Below are 17150 nucleotides of genomic sequence, written 5' to 3'. Positions count from 1 at the left end.
GCGGTTGCTGCTGCGCCTCGCTCGAGCTCACCAACGCCGGTCGTACCGGCTTCTCGGGTTCTGATCGAAGCAGCGTAGGCGGACCGTCCCGCGCCGTTGCAGGCGGTGGTCAGCGTAATCCGGTTTGTCCGGAACGGATCTGCTCGGCGATCGGCGCCGCCGAGGCGAATCAGCGACCAGCCGAGGCGCACCCCGTCCGTAGCCTATGCGGTGTGCCGCTCCGATGGCAGCCCGACGCCCGCGGATGGCAGTCGGCGTCGGCGCGTCCGGCCCCACTCGGCGCGCGGCGCGGTGCGATCGCAGGATGGCGGCTACTGTCAATCCACCGGTCTTACCGAGTTGTTCCGGCCGCTGGAAACGGTGAAATTCCTTGTGCCACAGCCTGGGCCAGGCACTGAACCGGAAATCTGCCAGGGTGGCGCACCCGGGCGCGGGGTAAAGGGGACTGGCGAGGTTTGCGCGAGTGGCGCACTCTTGATCTATGGCGTAGGTCGCCAGGCCTGCGGAGGTGTGCAGGGGAGTGGTCGCGTGAGAACGAAGCAGCGGGCGGAGATCGCCTGCGGTCGCCGGGCGATGCTCGCCGAATTGGGTATCGCGGATGGTCCGGGCAAAGCCCGTCGACCCTCCGCCGGTTACGGCTGCAAGTGTCCGGAATGTGACGCCGCGCAATGGGATATGCGGCGGTTGAAATATTGGTTGTGCGGTCGATTGCTCGCGTTCGGCGCCGACGTGGCCGAGGTGGACCGGCGCGTCGACGGCGTGCCCGTCGACATCTACTGGCGCAAGGGCGCGCGGGAGTGCGTCGTCGAGGTGCGCAGCGGTTCGCTGGAACGCGCTCTGGCGCAGGAACATACGGAACGGTTGCGTGCCGCGGGGATCGCCGATGTGCTGTGGCTGTGCCCGCCCGGCTACTGGGTGGACCATCTGCACGCGCTCGGCATCGCCGACTTCGCCCCGCCCGCATGCGATTACCTGACGGTGCGCGGCATGCTCGATACCGCGCAGAGCGCCGTCGCCGCCCCGCGCCGCGACCCGTTCGAGTTGCGCGAGTTCATCCACGGCTGGGTCACCGGCGACATCGTGTGGGGATATCGTGACGTGACGACAGGAGGGTGGGCCACCGTGGCCGACTGGGAGTACCACACCAGGACGCAGGCGACCATCATCGCCCGCCAGCGTCAGGAGCTGGTCAATCAGCGCACCGCGCTGGCCCTGTCCCGGAAGACCGTGCGCGACAAGCAGAAGAACGTGATGAAGCTGACCACCCGGCTGGAGCGGGCGGAGCTCGAGGCTCAGGAACGCGCCGACGAGCTGGCGCAGGCGCGGCGCAAGCTCGACGACCATCACCGGGTGGACGCGATGCTGCGCAACACCATCAAGAGCCTGCACCAGACGATCAATCATTGGCAGCTGGTGACCTGCTGCGCGATGATGCTGATCGTCACGTTCGTGGCGGGCGCGCTGGTGGTGCGCTGAGCCGGAACGGCGCACGGTCCCAGCGCCATTCGTGCCGCAGCACCAGCGCGATGAAGTCCAACAGCGGCAGGCCGGTCTCGTGGTGTAACTGCCGGACCTGCGGCCACGGCACCGGGCCGCGCTCGACCAGTTCGGTCAGCGCGCCCGCGTCGACCTTCCTGGCCAGCAGATCGGGCACGCCGAGCAGGCTGCCCGTCCAGATCAGCCAACCCCAGCCCTGCTGATGCGCGTAGGCGCGCGCGGCCGCCGACTTCGCTCGATTGAGGTGGAACGCAACGTGTCCGAGCGGTTGCACGTCGATCAGCACCACGCGTCCGTCGGTGAGCCGTGCCGCGATGCTCGGGTAGCCGGTCCGTGCGGTGCCGTCGATGGTGTAGTCGATCGCCACGGGTTGTTCCTGGAACGAGTCGACCAGGTCGCTGGCGTTGAGGATCCACAGCAGCCGCGCCGCCAGCCCCGAATCGAACGGCACGTCGCGCCCGACCTTGTCGAGGTAGAACCGGCCGCGACCGTCGTCGTCACTGTCGACGGTGCGCGCCGAGGACAGCGGCAACGGGTGGGGGGACCCCGCGCCCGGCCAATCCACCTGCCCCAGCCAGGGATTCAGCTGGCTGGTCGCGCGCGGTTCGGCGTCGCGGAGCTTGGCCAGTCTGCGGTTGGTCTTCTTCTGCCAGGCCGCGATGCGCTGGGTCACGAAGCCCGCCACCCGTTTCGCGTCCTCGGCCGCGTGCCCGGCCAGGCGCAGCTTCAGATACGACAGCTCGTGGGCCGCGATGTCGGTGTCGGTGGCATAGGTCTCCACCAGCAGCGCGCGGACCAGTTGCTGGTCGCGGGTGCCGACCGGATAGCGCTGGGCGAACACACCGGTCGCGCGGTGCCCGCCGAGCTGGGCGTCGCGGATCAGCTGGCCCACCGCCTTGGTGTGCAACTGGCGGACCCGGTCGCGGGAAAGGTCATAGCGCGCCCCGATTTTGGCCAGGGTCTCCGGCTGCTCGCCGCTGACCCCGAGCCGGGCCGACAGGATCTCGCCGGTCTTGGCTTTGCGGTCGGCCTGTAGCGCGATCAGTTCGGCCAACAGCTCGTTGACCTCCTCGAGCTCGAACGAGATGTCGTCCTGCAGATCGAGTAGCTCGGGGTCGGTGCCGTCCGACGCCTCGAGCTCCCGGCTTGCCGTCACGCTGCGACCCCCTCGGCTCGGTTGGACTGTCGGCTCAGCCTAATCCCGGGTACCGACAAATCGGCCGCACCGAGCGGGCCGGGCCGTTGGGGCCCAGCCGCGCGGTGTTCTCGACCCGCACCTTGATCTCGGCGAACGCGGTGTCCGTGCGGTCGAGGTCGGCGAAGAGGGCACCGCGGCGAGCTCGGCCCGGCCGACGAAGCCGGGTTCGGACAGTTCACATTCGGTGAACCGGTCTGTGCCATCGGCCGGGGGCGCCGATCGCGCGCCGTCGAAGCGAACTGGGCAGCGCAATTCCGTGCGGTCGGGCGGGAACACTTCAGGGCGCGTCGGGCTTACAGGTACGGAGGTGGCCGATGGTATCGAATCGGCCCTCGGAGAACGGAGCTCGAACGTCATGACCAGCAGCAGTATTCCCGCCACGATGCGTGCCCTGCAGCAGCCTTCCCTGACCGGTCCGCAGGATCTGCGCCTGATCACCGACGCACCCGTGCCCACCCCGGGACCGGGCGAGGTCCTGCTCCGCGTCACCGCGGCCGGGGTGAACTTCGCCGACGTCATGCAGACCCACGGCACCTACAACGGCGGCCCCGAAGCGCCCTATCTCGCCGGTTTCGAGGCGGCGGGCGAGGTCGTCGCGCTGGGCCCCGACGTCACCGGGGTGGCGCTCGGCTCGCACGTGATCGGCACCGGCTACGGCGCCTTCGCCGAATACATGGTGCAAGACGCCGCCGGGCTCGCCCCGGTCCCCGCCGGCTGGTCCGACGAACAGTCGCTCGGCATGATCCTCAACTGGGCGACCGCGCTCGCCGCGCTGAAACCCTTGGGCCGCATCGCCAAAGGCGAGACCGTGCTCATCCACGCCGCGGCCGGCGCCGTCGGTCAAGCCGCGATCCGGCTCGCGAAACACTACGGCGCCACCGTCATCGCCACCGCGTCCGCCGACAAACACGACGTCGTCCGCGATTTGGGCGCCGACCACGTCATCGACTACCGCACCGCCGACGTCGCCGCCGAGGTCCTGCGCCACACCGACGACCGAGGCGCCGACCTGGTGCTGGAATCCGTCGGCGGCGACAACTTCCGCGCCAGCCTGGCCGCCACCAAACGCGTCACCGGCCGCGTCGTCGTCTACGGCGTCGCCGCGGGCGAATCCGCGATCACCAACTGGGAACTCAACTTCCGGCACCCCATCCACGTCATCGGCCTGCACCTGGGCATCCTCATCCAAACCGCCCCCGCCCTCTTCGCCGAGCTCATGACCGAACTGACCACCCTCATCGACACCGGCGTCTACCCACCCGGCACCCCCACCCTCTACCCCCTCCCCGAAGGCCGCGAAGCCCTCATCGCCCTCGAATCCCGCGCCACCACAGGAAAACTGGCCATCCGCCCGTAATCGACCGTCTTTCGAAACTCACAGACCTTCCCGGCGCGCCCTCGAAGGTCTGCGAGCCCGTCCCTGGTTGAATTCGCTTCCCAGAAGATGAGCCCATGTCGAGGGGAGTTGGCGCAACGGGCCATCAGAGCGCGCATCGTTGCCGAAAGCAACACCAACGATGTTGCTCGCAACAGCCGCAACGCAGCACGCGCCGATCGAAACAGGGGAGGCGCCGCCGAACACAACGGCTTCGGCCTCATCGCCGGCGGAGCCCACTCCCACGATCACGAAGGAATAGCAGCCGTGATGTACGCCCCGGCAGGCGTGCACGGCAGTTCGAGCAGATCGATCCGTTGGGCTAGGGGCACGGTCGCTGGCTTCTAGTGGTCGTCTACCTGGTTGACTGTGCGGCGTGGCGGATCACCGGAGTCGATTGGTCCGATCCGCCGAAGCAGAGGGAGTAGCAAGTCTCGAGGACACATTGAACAACTAGAGGGAGGTGCCGTGGCAGATAAATCGGGGATCGAGTGGACCGAGGTCACCTGGAATCCAGTAACTGGGTGCGACCGGGTGTCGATCGGCTGCGACAACTGCTATGCGATGACGCTGGCGAAGCGCCTCAAAGCGATGGGTGCAGCGAAATATCAAACCGACGGCGATCCACGCACTTCTGGACCAGGGTTCGGGGTATCGATTCACCAAGGCGCCCTTGATATTCCGCGACGGTGGCGCGCTCCACGGGTCGTCTTCGTCAACAGTATGTCTGACTTGTTTCACGCAAAGGTTCCAGCGGGGTTCGTTCGTGACGTGTTCGACGTGATGCACGAGACACCGCAGCACACCTACCAGATTCTCACCAAACGCTCACTTCGACTGCAGCGCATGGCAGATCGACTGGATTGGCCGGCGAACGTTTGGATGGGCGTATCGGTTGAGAACGCAGACCATTTGGATCGAATCGACCATCTTCGCCAAGTGCCGGCAGCAGTGCGGTTTTTGTCGTGTGAACCCCTGCTTGGCCCGCTGGACGGACTCGTACTCGACGGGGTCGGCTGGGTGATCGCCGGTGGCGAATCCGGCCCCAATCATCGGTTGATGGATCCGGCCTGGGTGCGCCGCATCCGCGATGCCTGTCACGAGGCTGACGTGCCGTTCTTTTTCAAGCAATGGGGCGGCCGGACGCCAAAAGCTCTGGGCCGCAAGCTAGATGGGGAACTCTGGGATCAGATGCCTACTGTGCCTATGGCTGCAGGACAGGGCCGATAACCCAATCGCGTGGTTGTTTCGCACTCGCTTCGAGCCTGATACGCCCCGATTTGCTCAGTTCGCGCGCCGCGATGCGTACCAACCGCTCCTGCGCGACGCCATAATAGTTGTCGCCGAACACAGCCATAGTGTGGTCGACCAGCTTCACTCTTTGTCCGGAGGCGGCCAGTGCGATCAGGTTGTCCGCGATGGCGCGTAGCGCACCGTCTTGCTCGGCGTCGATCTGGCACTCGACCGTGTCGAACAGCATGTCGGCCACCTCCTCGTCCGTGGGTCCCAATGCGCCCAGCCAAGCTTGCCGCGCGGCGGCCACCGCGTCACCGAATACCCACCTTCCGTACTCACTGCGAGTCAGGAACACCAGGTGATAGACGGGCTGATGGTGTTGCTTGCGGCGTACCGGCACGACAACCGACCTCATCCCGGTCGCCAGCCCCAGTCGGCGTGCGTATTCGTGCACGACTTTCTCTGCGGCGTTCTCCCACGTGGCGGAATGCGAAGCTGAATGGGCATCAAGCGCCAGTTGGCGCCACCAATCCCCGCCGCACATCACGTCAACGCAGGCTAGAGCCGCGTGGTCAGCGAGTTCTTTGCGCGCGACGCCGGCGGCGCGACGGATCAAATCGGCATTCATGTTTAGCAGCGCCTCGGTAGGAGGCCAGGCCGGGCGGCGTCTCCGCAATGCAGAAGACAAGATGTCGAACGCCAAGTTCCGGCCACACGGATCGAGGAACAGGAACAACGGTGCACCCTGTGATCGGCTGATCACCCTGTCGAGATGATCCTGAACTTGACCGCGGTAAGCCTCAGCGGTGACACCTTGAGCGCGGTACTCCGCCGCCACCTCCGCGAGGCGTCGATAGAGCGACTGCTGCCTCTCGACCAGAACGACCTCGACAGTGAGTGTGTTCTTAGACTTTTTTGCCGCTAGGAGCATCCGCTCTCCGGAGGCGGGTTTGCCATCTGGGTAGCGGCCGCGGCCAGCGAAACCATCCAGGAGGACCGCACGCCCAGCACGGCGACCGGTCATCGTCACGAACCGGATGATGTAACTGTCCAAAATTTGATGCTTGAAGATCGACTGTGCTCGGACCTCGTCCAGCAGACCAGAGGTCGTTCCTTTTGACACCGCAGCCCCCTGACTGCCGACGCCTTCGCACCTGTACAGGCACAAGGTAGGCACCACATCACGCCCGATCCGGACAACGATGCCCTGCATGGAGCGCGAGAATTTCTGTACAGAAAGAATAACTCGGAGCTTGGTACTCGGTATTCGATTCCGCACTGCGGACGCGGGTTGCTCAAGAACCGGAGAGTGAAGTACAACGGGCTCGCCAACCGCCGAAAGCGCGGACTGTAGAGGTGCGGAATGCTATCTATGCCCGCTGTCCGTGCTCGAAGCCCTCCCTGAACTGGCCTGATGGGTCGATTCCTGGTTCATTCACCAACTCATACAGTCGGATTGAATGCTGAGCCAAGCGCTGGAGCTGATCGAGTGCGTCCAGGACACTCCGAAGTACTGCCCCCCGAGTCGGTTCTCGGTCTCAGTCCCTGGTCGTGACGAATCGAAGACCGTTGCAACGGGCTGTTGCTCACTGCGTCAAGCTGAACTACCTATATTAGTTGGGCTAGTCGTCACTCAGCTCGACAAGTGGTACGCGGAAGGGTAGTCGCGGCTCCACTGTTCGCCAACGGACGCGGGCGACAGTGATGATCTCCATGTCGTGCGTCCGTGCGGTGACAAGGGTGTGAGCGGCGGCCGGGTCGTCGGGGATCAGTCCAAGGATCTCGGCCAGTTCGAGGGCTGTCACGCTGTCGTCGAGCGGCTGCACGGCGACGTTGTTCATCGCTTCGACGATGCCCAGCAGCTCGGCACTCTGATCGGGTGACAGTTCGGTGAAGGCATAGGCGAGAGTCACTGCCGGGACGGATACCCGGACGTCGCGGTCGTCCAAGGACGCAAGGAGCGCGCCGGATTCGTGGCCGTCGGCACCCAACGACACCAGCGTTGAGAGGTCGAAGACGTAACCGAACACCGGGGTCTACGAGGCGTGACGGTCGCGGAGCCGACGTACGAGCATGTCGGCTGTGCGCTCAGCCCATCGCACCGCGGCGGTGTCGCTTTGAGCCTCGGCCAGGCGAGCCAGACCGGAGGCCTTGGCACGCTCAAGGAAGGCTTCGTTCTGATCGGCCGCCTTCGGCGCTGCAGTCTCCTCGCTCATGCCGCGAACTATAGCCTGCCCCACGGACATGCCTGGGTGTACCGGGCCGGGATGGCTACGAATATTTCGCAGCCCGAAGCGCATTCGCGTTGGACTCCCCGAGGTTCGCACCAGCTCTATGGGATCTGTGACATGCACATGACACAGCGGGCAATGCGCGGCTGATGCCAGACACTTGTCGAGTGATTGGTGGGGCACGTGTTGGGCATAAAACAAAAATCAGCCCCGGCAAAACCGGGGCTGACCTGGTATTACGGTGGTGCGCGATACTGGGATTGAACCAGTGACCTCTTCCGTGTCAGGGAAGCGCTCTCCCGCTGAGCTAATCGCGCGAGGTGGAGACGGGAATCGAACCCGTGTGCACGGCTTTGCAGGCCGTTGCCTCACCACTCGGCCACTCCACCGTGCGAAGGGGGACGGCGAAACTAGTTTGCCTGGCCCTACCTCTCGAGCGGATGACGGGATTCGAACCCGCGACCCTCACCTTGGCAAGGTGATGCGCTACCAGCTGCGCTACATCCGCGTGCATCTCGGTGGCTGTTCCGGCCTCCGTGGTGCGAGACAGAACATTAGCCGACGCCCGGTGAAAGCTACAAATCGGCTGGTAGAACGGCTGAAATCGAGAAGGTTGCCACTGTGGCGCGGGGGGTTGGTGTGATTGAGGGGAGCGCAGTGGTGCGAGAGGTGCGAGCGGCTGTCTCCGACTGCGCGGTCATGGGGACCTGTAGTCAGCTCCCGGCCGGCGATCGTCTGTGCGCCGCTGGATGCGCCGCGAACCTGACCTTGCCGCTGAGTGCCGTCTGCGCCGGTGGTCATTCATCGCCCCGGTACGGCATGCCCCGCCGCCGCGGACGCGTATGTCGACCAGAGAGCGTTGCCGGCGATCCGAAGTCGCAACGTTCTCAACTCGCGGAACCAGTCCGTATAGACGCACTCTTCCGTGCCGACGTGCCGACGTGCCGACGTGCCGACGTGCCGACGTGCCGACGTGCCGACGTGCCGACGTGCCGACGTGCCGACGTGCCGACGTGCCTTCCGCTGGTTTCATCAACCCGCCCTCGCCTCGCCTGGGCCCGGCAGATCACTCTGGAAACTCTTCCGTGCTGCGACACCTCCAGGGTCCGCACTCGCCCTTGGCGACGCGGACGGCTTACGTAGCAATGTCTTCCAAACCCCTGACGTCGACGGGCTGGCAACCGCACCTCGCGCACACCACCCCTCGTCACCGGCTCTGCGAAACACGCACTGCCCGAACGCCACCGGGCTGGCCGCCTGCCCGCCGGCCTCTCCCGACCCGCTGCGCACAGGCGCCTTCCCCTCATCAGGGTGGCGATTTGGTGAACCGCCGGTGCCCCATGCTAATGTTCCATCTCGTTCGAAGCGCACTCCAGCGCCCCGAACACCCCCTCCCGGTCCCATAGCTCAGCGGGAGAGCGTCCGCCTCACACGCGGAAGGTCGCTGGTTCGAAACCAGCTGGGACCACCATGATCGCCTTATTCGAGTGATCGCCGATTCGCGCCACCTCGGGTTCAATCCTTCACGGTCGCGACCCAGAGGAAGTCTCGCGCTCGGCTGGTGGCCACGAGGTGTTGGCGGGCCAGCAGTTCGGTGCGGTCTCGGGCACCACCGCTCGCATCTTTGGTCGCGAGGTCGGTCGCGTGGACGATACGGAAGACGGCAGCGAAGTCGATGCCCTTGGCCCGGTGGACGGTGCCGACCTTGATCACGCCGAATTGGGTGCCGTCGTAGTCCTTGAGTGGCAAGGTCTTGAAGCCGGCCTGCTGTAAACCGGCAGGTAGTGGCGAACATCCTTGACGCCGTTGATGAGGACCGCGACGTCGGCGGTGCCGGAATCGGCGAGGCCGGATTCGGTGACCGCTCGTACCAACTCGGAGTCGATCCGAGCGCGCGGGACAAATTCTTCGATCACCTCACCACCAGGTAGAACACCGTCGCTGTCTCGTAGCGTGAATCCCGGCCGGCCATCGAGATCGTCGACCGTATCGTTGGCCTCGATGCGCTGGGTCATCCAGTCCTTGAACGGGCGACTGAGCATCCGGTTGCGTTCGTCCTCGCGCAGGTCCTTAGCGCCGAAAAGCTCTTCGGTTACGCCTGATACAGCCAGCATTGAGCGTTCCGGCGACTCTCGGTTTCGGAATAACGGCTGGAGAGTTGGATCCGCGCGGTATGCGATCAAGCGACTTTCACTGGCGCGGGAGTCCAGCTAGGAACCTACGCTGAACGTCATCGAACTCACCCGCTGTGAGGTCGACTTCACGCAGGCCGGTGGGGTCTACTATTCGTCCGGTCTCGTCGCGGCGCTTCCGTGAGGACCAGATGAGGCGGCCACGGTGGTCGTCTTCGACGAGCAGGATGTCCCAGGGGTCGAACACGTCTACGGTGGGGTTGATCAGGAAGCGGCTGTAGTGGTCACTGTCAGCGGCGATCTGGTCATCGGATTGGCCGTGATCTTCGTAGATCGCCGCTATCACCGTCCGGTGCACCGTCTCGGTGGACTCCTTCATCAGGTGGTCATCGTGACGGAGGCCCGCATAGGACAGGAAGTGCTTCACGTTGATCGCTACATCTCTGATGGTGGTGTTCGGCTCGAAGATTCCGACCTGCTCGCCTCCGCACCACCAGCGGATGCGGCCGTAGAGCCATTCGCGCAGCTCGGGGTCGGCGAGCAGCTGTGCATCCAGTTCGTACTCGACAGCGAACCGGTTTGTGTCTCCGATGATCTTTTTTGGGCCTTTCCGCCTTTTCCTAGCGCTTTCCTGACGTCGTTCCGACGGCGAGGACGACGCCGAGGATGATCGCCCACAACGGTAGGGAAGCGATTGCTGCGATGGCACCGGCGACGAAAGGGATCGCGAGCACGAAGAACGTCGCCATCTTATTCGGCCCGGACTTTTCGGCATCCTCGTCTGGGTTGTGGTCGTCGTGGGGCGGATCTGCGTTGTCGTCACCGGAGCCTGACGTACTCGGTGCGCGGTTCCGTCGCTAGCCAGTTACGCGGTGGTGGCGCTGTCGCCGTATGCCTGGATCAGCTCTCCGACGGTGGAGGCGGTGAGTCGACGCTCGATGCTGCGGGGGCTACGGGGTCGGTCAGCGGGAGGCCGTTTGCGTCGGCGGGGCAATGTCGAGGGCCGTCCGGCGTCGATTCTCGGATACATGCCAGATGGTGACGCGATTCTGTGGGCAGTTGCGCTGTCAGGGGCGGAGTGGGCGCGGCCGGGCGATCACGACGTGCTCGACGCCCGGCTCCGTGGCCGGGAGACGGCGCGTATTCAGGGTCGATGCGGGTCCGGGCGGTGTAGGGGGTATAGGTCAGCGTCTATCGGGGCAGTCCGGAGTGATGGTGCGCCGGTTCGGGGGTGACAGCGAGGCATTGTCGACGCGGACAGAGTTGCGTGAGGATTTGGGCCGAAATGCTTTCCCGGACGGGTGAGTTTGCTAGCCAAGGTAGGGCTGGCTGCGTTGCTCGGCGTGGGGGGCTGCTGCAGGATTGGGTGACAGTGGTTAGGCAGCCTGTCGGGCTGCTGGGGACATGATGGTTTCGAATTCGATCGGGGTCAACCGGCCGAGCCGGGCCTGTCGGCGCCGACGGTGGTAGGTGCGCTCGATCCAGGTGACGATCGCAATCCGTAATTGTTCGCGAGTTTCCCAGCGCTGACGGTCCAGGACGTTGCGTTGCAGCAGGCTGAAGAAGCTTTCCATGGCGGCGTTGTCACCGGCCGCGCCGACTCTGCCCATGGATCCGACCATGCGGTGACGGTTGAGTGCGTGGACGAATCTCCTCGAGCGAAACTGACTTCCGCGGTCGCTGTGCAGGATGCAACCGGCCACATCGCCGCGCCGGGCGACAGCGTTGTTCACCGCGGTCACCGCCAGCCGTGACTTCATCCGCGAATCGATCGAGTAACCGATGATCCGGTTGGAGAACACGTCCTTGACCGCACACAAATACAGCTTGCCTTCAGTGGTGCAATGTTCGGTAATGTCGCTGAGCCACAAACGATTCGGAGCATCGGCAACGAAGTTTCGCTGCACCAGATCGTCGTGGACGGGCGGACCGGGTCTGCCGTTCTTACCGCGCCGCCGTTTGCCGAAGGCGCTCCACCACCGGTTGGTCGAGCAGATCCGCCACGCGGTCCGATCGGCCATCGATTCACCGGCCTCGCGGGCCTCATCGGCCAGAAACCGGTAGCCGAATTCAGGGTCGTCGCGGTGGGCATCGAACAAGGCGTCGGCCCGATACGCCTCGGCGAGTTCGCCGGCGGTCACCGGTTCGGCCAGCCACCGATAGTAGGGCTGGCGGGCGAGCTGCAGCACCCGGCACGTCACCGCCACAGGAATCCCTTCGGCGGCAAGCTCTTTCACGAGCGGGTAGAGCCTTTTCCCGGGATCTGCGCCTGCGACAGATACGCCGCGGCGCGGCGCAGGACCTCGTTCTCCTGCTCCAACAACCGGATCCGGCGACGGGCATCACGCAACTCGGCAGACTCGCTGCGCGTGGTCCCCGGTTTGTTTCCGTCGTCGATGTCGGATTGGCGCATCCACTTCGACAGCGTCATAGGGTGCACGCCGAAATCGGCCGCGACCTGCTCCAGGGTCACCCCGTCTTCGCGGTTTCGGGCGACTCGCACGACATCGTCGCGGAACTCTTTCGGATACGGCTTGGGCACTGCGACATCCTCTCAGGCCAGCCTCCCGGCAAGCCATCTTGGTTGTCACCCACCCCTGCAGCAGCCCCTGGTGCTGGAGCCGCAGTCGGACTGTGTCGTGGACTGGTAGGTCGGCTAGTTCGGCGGGGCTGATGAATCGGACCGCGGTCGATTTGTCGCTGACCTGGAGTTGTCCGCCAGTAACTCGACCGTAGTAGGTGATGGCGAATTCTTGCCGGATCTCGCCGTCGGAGTATTCGATGACGTGTTGGGGGTCGGTGTAGATGCCGAGGAGGCCGGTGATTTCGATGTCGAGCCCGGTCTCTTCGCGAGTTTCGCGGATGACGCATTGCTCGAGCGTTTCGCCGATCTCCATGATTCCCCCAGGTAGGGACCAGTTTCCGGAGTCGCCGCGGCGCTGCATGAGGATCGCGCCTTTATCGTCGGTGATCAGCGCCGAGCCGCCCGGAACCAGACTGTTGGCTGTGGGTGCGTTGGGGTCCTGGTAGTAGTCACGCCGCTCGCGGCTGAATGACGGTCAGCACGTTCGCGTGCGACACCCTCAGGGCGGCTGGTCCTACTTCATCTGCCGCAAGCACACCGACTTGATCGGCCCGGACTATTGGGACTGGGACGAAGTCCTCGGCGCTGGCTGATGGGAGGATGAGCTATGGCCACCGGTGACGGACTCATCATCACCCCGCGCTACCACGACACCGTGGCAGCCGCGGCACGGATCGCCATCGAACGCGGCGACGGATACCTCGGCGTCGAGCACCTCATGCTCGCGATCCTCGCCGACCCGGACGCCGTGCCGACCCAAGACCTACGGCGGTGCGGGCTCGACCCGGACGCGATCATTCGAGCACTCGACGAGACCATGCGTTCGGACGAGCACAACTCGACGAGTTACCGCGCGCGCATGCGCGACGGGCGCGTCATCGACGGCGCGCCTGACTAGGCATCGATCAAAGCGCCCCCGGCTCGCTTTGCGTGCCTGGGCGCTTTCATCGATATCCGGGGCGTCTACGCGACCCGTTGCCGCACATTGATATTCACCACACGATCGCAGTGACCACACCGGCGCACAACACCGTTAGGAGCAGGAACCCGGACCCCCACCGGTCGAAGGCGGTTACCTCTCCGCGATGGGGCTCGCATCGCGTCCTCGGTCCGCGCCGTCCACGCAGGCAAGGCTCACCGCTACCAGTCGGCGCACCGCACCGCGTAAAGTACCATCCGGCCGCGGCCGTCGGGCCCGCAACGAGAACGACCCGGGCGAGTACCGCCCACGGCGAAAGTCCTTGAACCGCAATCAATGCCAGCATCGACCATGTCAGCAGTCCGAAACCCAGGACAAGAGACGGCGGGGTGCCGGTGCGAGGAACCGGATCTGGTGAACCGGGAACATCGGAAAGCCTCTGCTCGGGAATCGCGTCAGCTGGGTGAACTGCGGTGGCGCCGGAGTGTCCGGTTCGCGGACCCAGACCGGCGGGCATCAGGTGCAGTGGACGCGGCGCCGACCGGAAGGTCATCGGCGCGGGCCTGTAGCGGCAGACCGTGCTCGGCCGATGCCGCCCGACAGGGCATCCCGGGTTGTACTGGCACATAGACGCAGTATTCGTCTGGGGTCTGACACGTTCACGGCTGTCGAGCGATGGTTGGACGCTGAGTTGATCAATGCGCAGTTGATCGACGTCTAGGTGGCTGTTCTCGCGGCCGGTCCGAGGCAGAACCTGATCGCGCTGGAGGTTCCGGGCGCCGATTGGGCGGGCGGTATCGGTCAGTTCGGGGTGCGGCGGCAACTGCTGGTGTTCTCGCATCGGACGCTGCTGCGCGCGATTCGGGAGCGGGACCTGTCGAAGGAGACCGACGTTGCGGCGGTGGCCCGCTCGCTCGTAGCGATGCTCGACTGGACGGGGGAGGAAACCACGGGCCGGTTGGGTACGTGGCCCGCGGCACGGGAATTCTCCGCGCGAGTGCTGGCGTCGGCATCCGGGCGGGTCGCGCGAGAATATGTCGCGGGCTACCTGAATCGGCGGCACGCGCTCTGCAGCCTGTAGGCGCGATGGCGCATCGTCCTCGTCGACCGGTGCGCGGAAGGCGATTGCAAGGAAATCGAGCGAGTTTCGTAGGCGCAAGGCATGAAGGCACTCAGCCGTGATCGCCGGGGGCTCCAGCCGACGAAGTCTTCGCACCGCGAAACCCAGCGAACCTCCGCCAATTGCCGAGCGGCAGGATGCCCGCATCTCGCCCTTACGCTGGAATCATGGGGAATTACACGGACTTTCCGGCGAGTCTCGGGACCGAGCGGTTGCGGCTGCGCTCCTGGCTCCCGTCGGACGCGGCGGGGTATCGGGAGCTGTGGGCCGAGCGTGACCCGCGGGCCATGCATCGGATCACCGCGGAGGGCCGCCCGACGGTCGAGGACATGCGGATCTGGTTGCGGGCCAACCCACTCGGCCCTGACCCCGGGTTGGGGTTGCGTCCGATCGAGCGCCGCGACACCGGTGAGTTCATCGGGTACTGCGGGCTGATCATCGGCAAAGGGTCCTTCGATGAACCGGAGATCGCCTACGAACTCGCCCAGCGGGCACACGGATTCGGGTATGCCACCGAGGCGGGGCGGGCGGTGGTCGCGGCCGCGGCGGGCACCGGGCGCCGCCGGTTGTGGGCCACGGTGCGCGCATGGAACACCGCTTCGTTGCGGGTGCCGGCGAAGCTCGATTTCGTCGACAGCGGACGGGTCACCCCGGATCCCGTTCGGGGAGACTCGATCTGGATGACCCGGGTGCTCGACGCGTCGATGTGCGCGTGAACCTCCGCGCAGGATGCCGCAACGCCCATGCGGCACTGGCGGTTTTCGTCGATTTCGACAGCGCGGTCTACCGGCGCTGAATCGGCGTCAACCGCCCTGAAGGGCGTGCGCGCGCGTTATGGTGGGTTAGCAGCCCACCCCGGGTTGCCGGATTATCCGGAGAGGGGAGGGATCGTGGCGCAGCAGGGGGATTTCGAGTTCGTACCGTTGTGGCCGTTTCGGGATGAGGCCGAAGCGGTCGAGTGGCAGGCGGGGTATCGGACGAACGGGGTTGAACCGTGGCATCTCGACGCGGAGATGACGGCGCTCGCGTTCACCCAGGAGTATCTCGGCATGCGAACGGTCGATCAGGTGGTCGACGCGAGTCGCGGCATCGCCGGCGGGAGTGAACGTTTCGTCGGGGTGGGGTTCGCCGCGCCTAACGGGGCGCAGATCACGGCCGCGGTGTTGCATCTGGCGCGCATCGGCGGCGGTGACGACGCGCCGTGGGAGGTGGTCGGATCCGAGGGCGGCACGCTGTCGGTCGAGGCGCCGAGGTATGGGGCCAAGGTCGCTTCGCCGCTCGCGGTCCGTGGCCACATCACCGGCGTGGACGAGAGTTTGACGGTGCAGATCCGGGTGCACGGCCGCACGGAACCGGTGGGCATGGTCTCCGGCATCGCCGCGGGCGGCATGGACGACCCGTGGTCGGCGACGGTGCCGTACACCGCGGCACCGGGCAGCGTGCTCACGATCGCGGTCTCGACGGGCGGTCATATCGCCGAGGTCGAACACTTCGCCGTCACCGGCGCTCGGTGCTGAGACATCGGTTGTCACCGGCCGACGCGCGCCCGCGCCGGCCGGTATCGCCGCCGGTCGGTAATTCCGCGTGCGCAGGCGGATTCGAGGACAGGCGGTACCCGAGGCGCATACCGTTGAGGTTGTGGGCTGTTCGGATTTCGCCGCGACCACAGGATGGGCAGAATCGTGACCCAGCTGATCGACTTCTCTGCCGCGCTCATCGAGCCGGCCGATATCCGTGCGGCCGGATTCTCCGGCGTCATCGGATATTTCTCGGAATCCCGGCCCGGCACGAACTTCGGGGCCAAACCGCTGCGCCGGGACTATTGCGATCGACTGCGCGTCGAAGGCCTCGAGATCGTCACGAACTATCAATACGGCAAGGGGCCGACGGCGGACTGGCGCGGCGGCTATGACGGTGGGGCGCGGCACGCGGAGACGGCGCTGCGCTTCCATTTCGAGGCGGGCGGGCCCGGATGGCGGCCGCTGTACGCGCCGGTGGACGACAATCCGACCCTGGACGAGTGGAACAGCCTGATCGCGCCGTTCCTGCGCGGCTGGGCCTCGGTGGTCGGCCCCGAATGGACCGGCGTGTACTGCAATGCCCGATGCATCGATTGGGCGTTGGAAGATGGTGTCGGGCAATGGTTCTGGCAGCACAACTGGTCCGGCGACCCGTCCATAAACTTCCATCATCCGGCGGCGCACCTGCACCAGATCGAGATCGATCAGCGAGAGATCTCCGGCGTCGGCATCGACGTCAACGAGGTGCTGAAACCCGATTACGGGCAGTGGTCGGCCGCCCGCGCACCGGGACCGGTTTCGCCGATCAGCCGGGAGGACGACCAAACCGGTATCAGCCCCAACACCTCCTCCCGCGGCGGCGCCGCGGTGCTGTGGTTCCTGCTGCACACCCAGGAGGGCAACGGTGACGCCCAGTCCTTGGCCAATTATCTGCAGAACCCGAATTCCGGTGTCTCCTACCACTACACGGACGACAACACCGGCACGGTGATCGACGTGGTGGATACCGACCGGGCCTCGTGGTCGGTGCTCGGCGGCAATTCGCGCTCGATCAACCTGTGCTTCGCGGGCTCGCGGGCGGCGTGGTCGCGCGACGAGTGGTTCGGGCGGATGCAGCGCGGAATCGACTGTGCGGCCTGGATCGCCGTGCAGGACTGCCGGAAATACGGGCTGCCGATCCGGACGATCTCGCCCGAGGAATTGGGCGCCGACGAGCGCGGCGTCGCCGACCACAACGCGTACACGATCGGCAAGCGGGACGGCACGCACACCGATGTGGGGCCGAATTTCCCGTGGGACTACCTGAACGCGAAATTGACGGAGTACGGCGGATAGCCG

At 65.6% G+C, this 17150-nt stretch carries 16 protein-coding genes, 4 tRNA genes and 1 pseudogene; 9 read left to right on the top strand and 12 right to left on the bottom strand.

From position 1 onward, the window contains the following. Positions 1-528 precede the first annotated feature (528 nt). Complete coding sequence (locus F5X71_RS23875) at positions 529-1476, top strand: hypothetical protein (RefSeq protein WP_238815431.1); 948 nt, start codon at positions 529-531, stop codon at positions 1474-1476. On the opposite strand, the gene F5X71_RS23870 is transcribed toward F5X71_RS23875, so the two are convergent. Beyond that, positions 1442-2653: a sigma factor-like helix-turn-helix DNA-binding protein gene (locus F5X71_RS23870; RefSeq protein ID WP_167464043.1), complete on the bottom strand. Its 1212-nt coding sequence runs from the start codon at positions 2651-2653 to the stop codon at positions 1442-1444. The genes F5X71_RS23875 and F5X71_RS23870 overlap by 35 nt on opposite strands. Positions 2654-3050: 397 nt before the next feature. Between F5X71_RS23870 and F5X71_RS23865 the strand changes: the two genes are divergently transcribed. Then, positions 3051-4052: an NADPH:quinone oxidoreductase family protein gene (locus tag F5X71_RS23865; RefSeq protein ID WP_167464042.1), complete on the top strand. Its 1002-nt coding sequence runs from the start codon at positions 3051-3053 to the stop codon at positions 4050-4052. Positions 4053-4538: 486 nt separating this feature from the next. After that, positions 4539-5300, top strand: coding sequence for a DUF5131 family protein (locus F5X71_RS23860; RefSeq protein WP_167464041.1), 762 nt, complete (start codon positions 4539-4541; stop codon positions 5298-5300). On the opposite strand, the gene tcmP is transcribed toward F5X71_RS23860, so the two are convergent. The 6 genes from tcmP to F5X71_RS23830 form a co-directional block, all read right to left on the bottom strand. Continuing rightward, the gene (gene tcmP / locus F5X71_RS23855) at positions 5275-6519 is read right to left on the bottom strand and encodes a three-Cys-motif partner protein TcmP (RefSeq protein WP_167464040.1); all 1245 of its coding nucleotides are present in this window, start codon (positions 6517-6519) and stop codon (positions 5275-5277) included. The genes F5X71_RS23860 and tcmP overlap by 26 nt on opposite strands. A 409-nt stretch (positions 6520-6928) precedes the next feature. Further along, on the bottom strand, positions 6929-7336 hold the full coding sequence (locus F5X71_RS23850; protein ID WP_167464039.1) for a hypothetical protein: 408 nt from the start codon (positions 7334-7336) through the stop codon (positions 6929-6931). A 6-nt stretch (positions 7337-7342) separates the two neighbouring features. Further along, positions 7343-7522 carry a hypothetical protein gene (locus tag F5X71_RS23845; RefSeq protein ID WP_167464038.1) on the bottom strand — a complete coding sequence of 60 codons (180 nt, stop codon included), beginning with the start codon at positions 7520-7522 and terminating at the stop codon, positions 7343-7345. Between the two features lie 257 nt (positions 7523-7779). Continuing rightward, positions 7780-7854 (bottom strand) — tRNA-Val (locus tag F5X71_RS23840). Position 7855: 1 nt separating this feature from the next. Beyond that, positions 7856-7926 (bottom strand) — tRNA-Cys (locus tag F5X71_RS23835). 46 nt (positions 7927-7972) lie between these two features. After that, positions 7973-8045 (bottom strand) — tRNA-Gly (locus F5X71_RS23830). A gap of 888 nt (positions 8046-8933) precedes the next feature. Between F5X71_RS23830 and F5X71_RS23825 the strand changes: the two genes are divergently transcribed. Continuing rightward, positions 8934-9008, top strand: a tRNA-Val gene (locus F5X71_RS23825). 44 nt (positions 9009-9052) lie between these two features. Here the strand turns inward: F5X71_RS23825 and F5X71_RS23820 are convergent. From F5X71_RS23820 to F5X71_RS37135, 5 genes and pseudogenes are all read right to left on the bottom strand, one after another. Then, positions 9053-9250 carry a hypothetical protein gene (locus tag F5X71_RS23820; RefSeq protein ID WP_167464037.1) on the bottom strand — a complete coding sequence of 66 codons (198 nt, stop codon included), beginning with the start codon at positions 9248-9250 and terminating at the stop codon, positions 9053-9055. Further along, positions 9247-9651: a hypothetical protein gene (locus tag F5X71_RS23815; protein WP_167464036.1), complete on the bottom strand. Its 405-nt coding sequence runs from the start codon at positions 9649-9651 to the stop codon at positions 9247-9249. The genes F5X71_RS23820 and F5X71_RS23815 overlap by 4 nt, the downstream gene beginning before the upstream one ends. A gap of 76 nt (positions 9652-9727) precedes the next feature. Next, on the bottom strand, positions 9728-10378 hold the full coding sequence (locus tag F5X71_RS23810; RefSeq protein WP_167464035.1) for an Imm42 family immunity protein: 651 nt from the start codon (positions 10376-10378) through the stop codon (positions 9728-9730). 667 nt (positions 10379-11045) lie between these two features. Next, positions 11046-12211 (bottom strand): IS3 family transposase gene (locus tag F5X71_RS23805; RefSeq protein WP_238815430.1). Its coding sequence is split into 2 segments (ribosomal slippage): positions 11046-11924 and positions 11927-12211, totalling 1164 coding nucleotides; the frame shifts between segments, so codons are not numbered across the junction. 118 nt (positions 12212-12329) lie between these two features. Beyond that, a pseudogene (locus tag F5X71_RS37135) lies at positions 12330-12641 on the bottom strand (NUDIX domain-containing protein); the annotation flags it as partial. A gap of 219 nt (positions 12642-12860) precedes the next feature. Here F5X71_RS37135 and F5X71_RS23795 point away from each other — a divergent pair. The 5 genes from F5X71_RS23795 (at position 12861) to F5X71_RS23775 (ending at position 17147) form a co-directional block, all read left to right on the top strand. Then, positions 12861-13151 carry a Clp protease N-terminal domain-containing protein gene (locus tag F5X71_RS23795; RefSeq protein WP_167464034.1) on the top strand — a complete coding sequence of 97 codons (291 nt, stop codon included), beginning with the start codon at positions 12861-12863 and terminating at the stop codon, positions 13149-13151. Between the two features lie 742 nt (positions 13152-13893). Next, positions 13894-14253, top strand: a complete 360-nt coding sequence (locus F5X71_RS23790; RefSeq protein ID WP_167464033.1) for a hypothetical protein — start codon at positions 13894-13896, stop codon at positions 14251-14253. Positions 14254-14459: 206 nt separating this feature from the next. Next, complete coding sequence (locus tag F5X71_RS23785; RefSeq protein WP_167464032.1) at positions 14460-15008, top strand: GNAT family N-acetyltransferase; 549 nt, start codon at positions 14460-14462, stop codon at positions 15006-15008. A 174-nt stretch (positions 15009-15182) separates the two neighbouring features. Then, positions 15183-15809 (top strand): hypothetical protein, encoded by a 627-nt coding sequence (locus tag F5X71_RS23780; RefSeq protein ID WP_167464031.1) that lies wholly within the window; start codon positions 15183-15185, stop codon positions 15807-15809. Positions 15810-15974: 165 nt separating this feature from the next. Continuing rightward, complete coding sequence (locus F5X71_RS23775; protein WP_167464030.1) at positions 15975-17147, top strand: glycoside hydrolase domain-containing protein; 1173 nt, start codon at positions 15975-15977, stop codon at positions 17145-17147. Positions 17148-17150: the final 3 nt, after the last annotated feature.

The organism is Nocardia brasiliensis, from assembly GCF_011801125.1.
Classification (GTDB): domain Bacteria; phylum Actinomycetota; class Actinomycetes; order Mycobacteriales; family Mycobacteriaceae; genus Nocardia; species Nocardia brasiliensis_C.
Note: the sequence above shows the minus strand (reverse complement) of the source record. Positions and strands in the feature narration are given on the sequence as shown.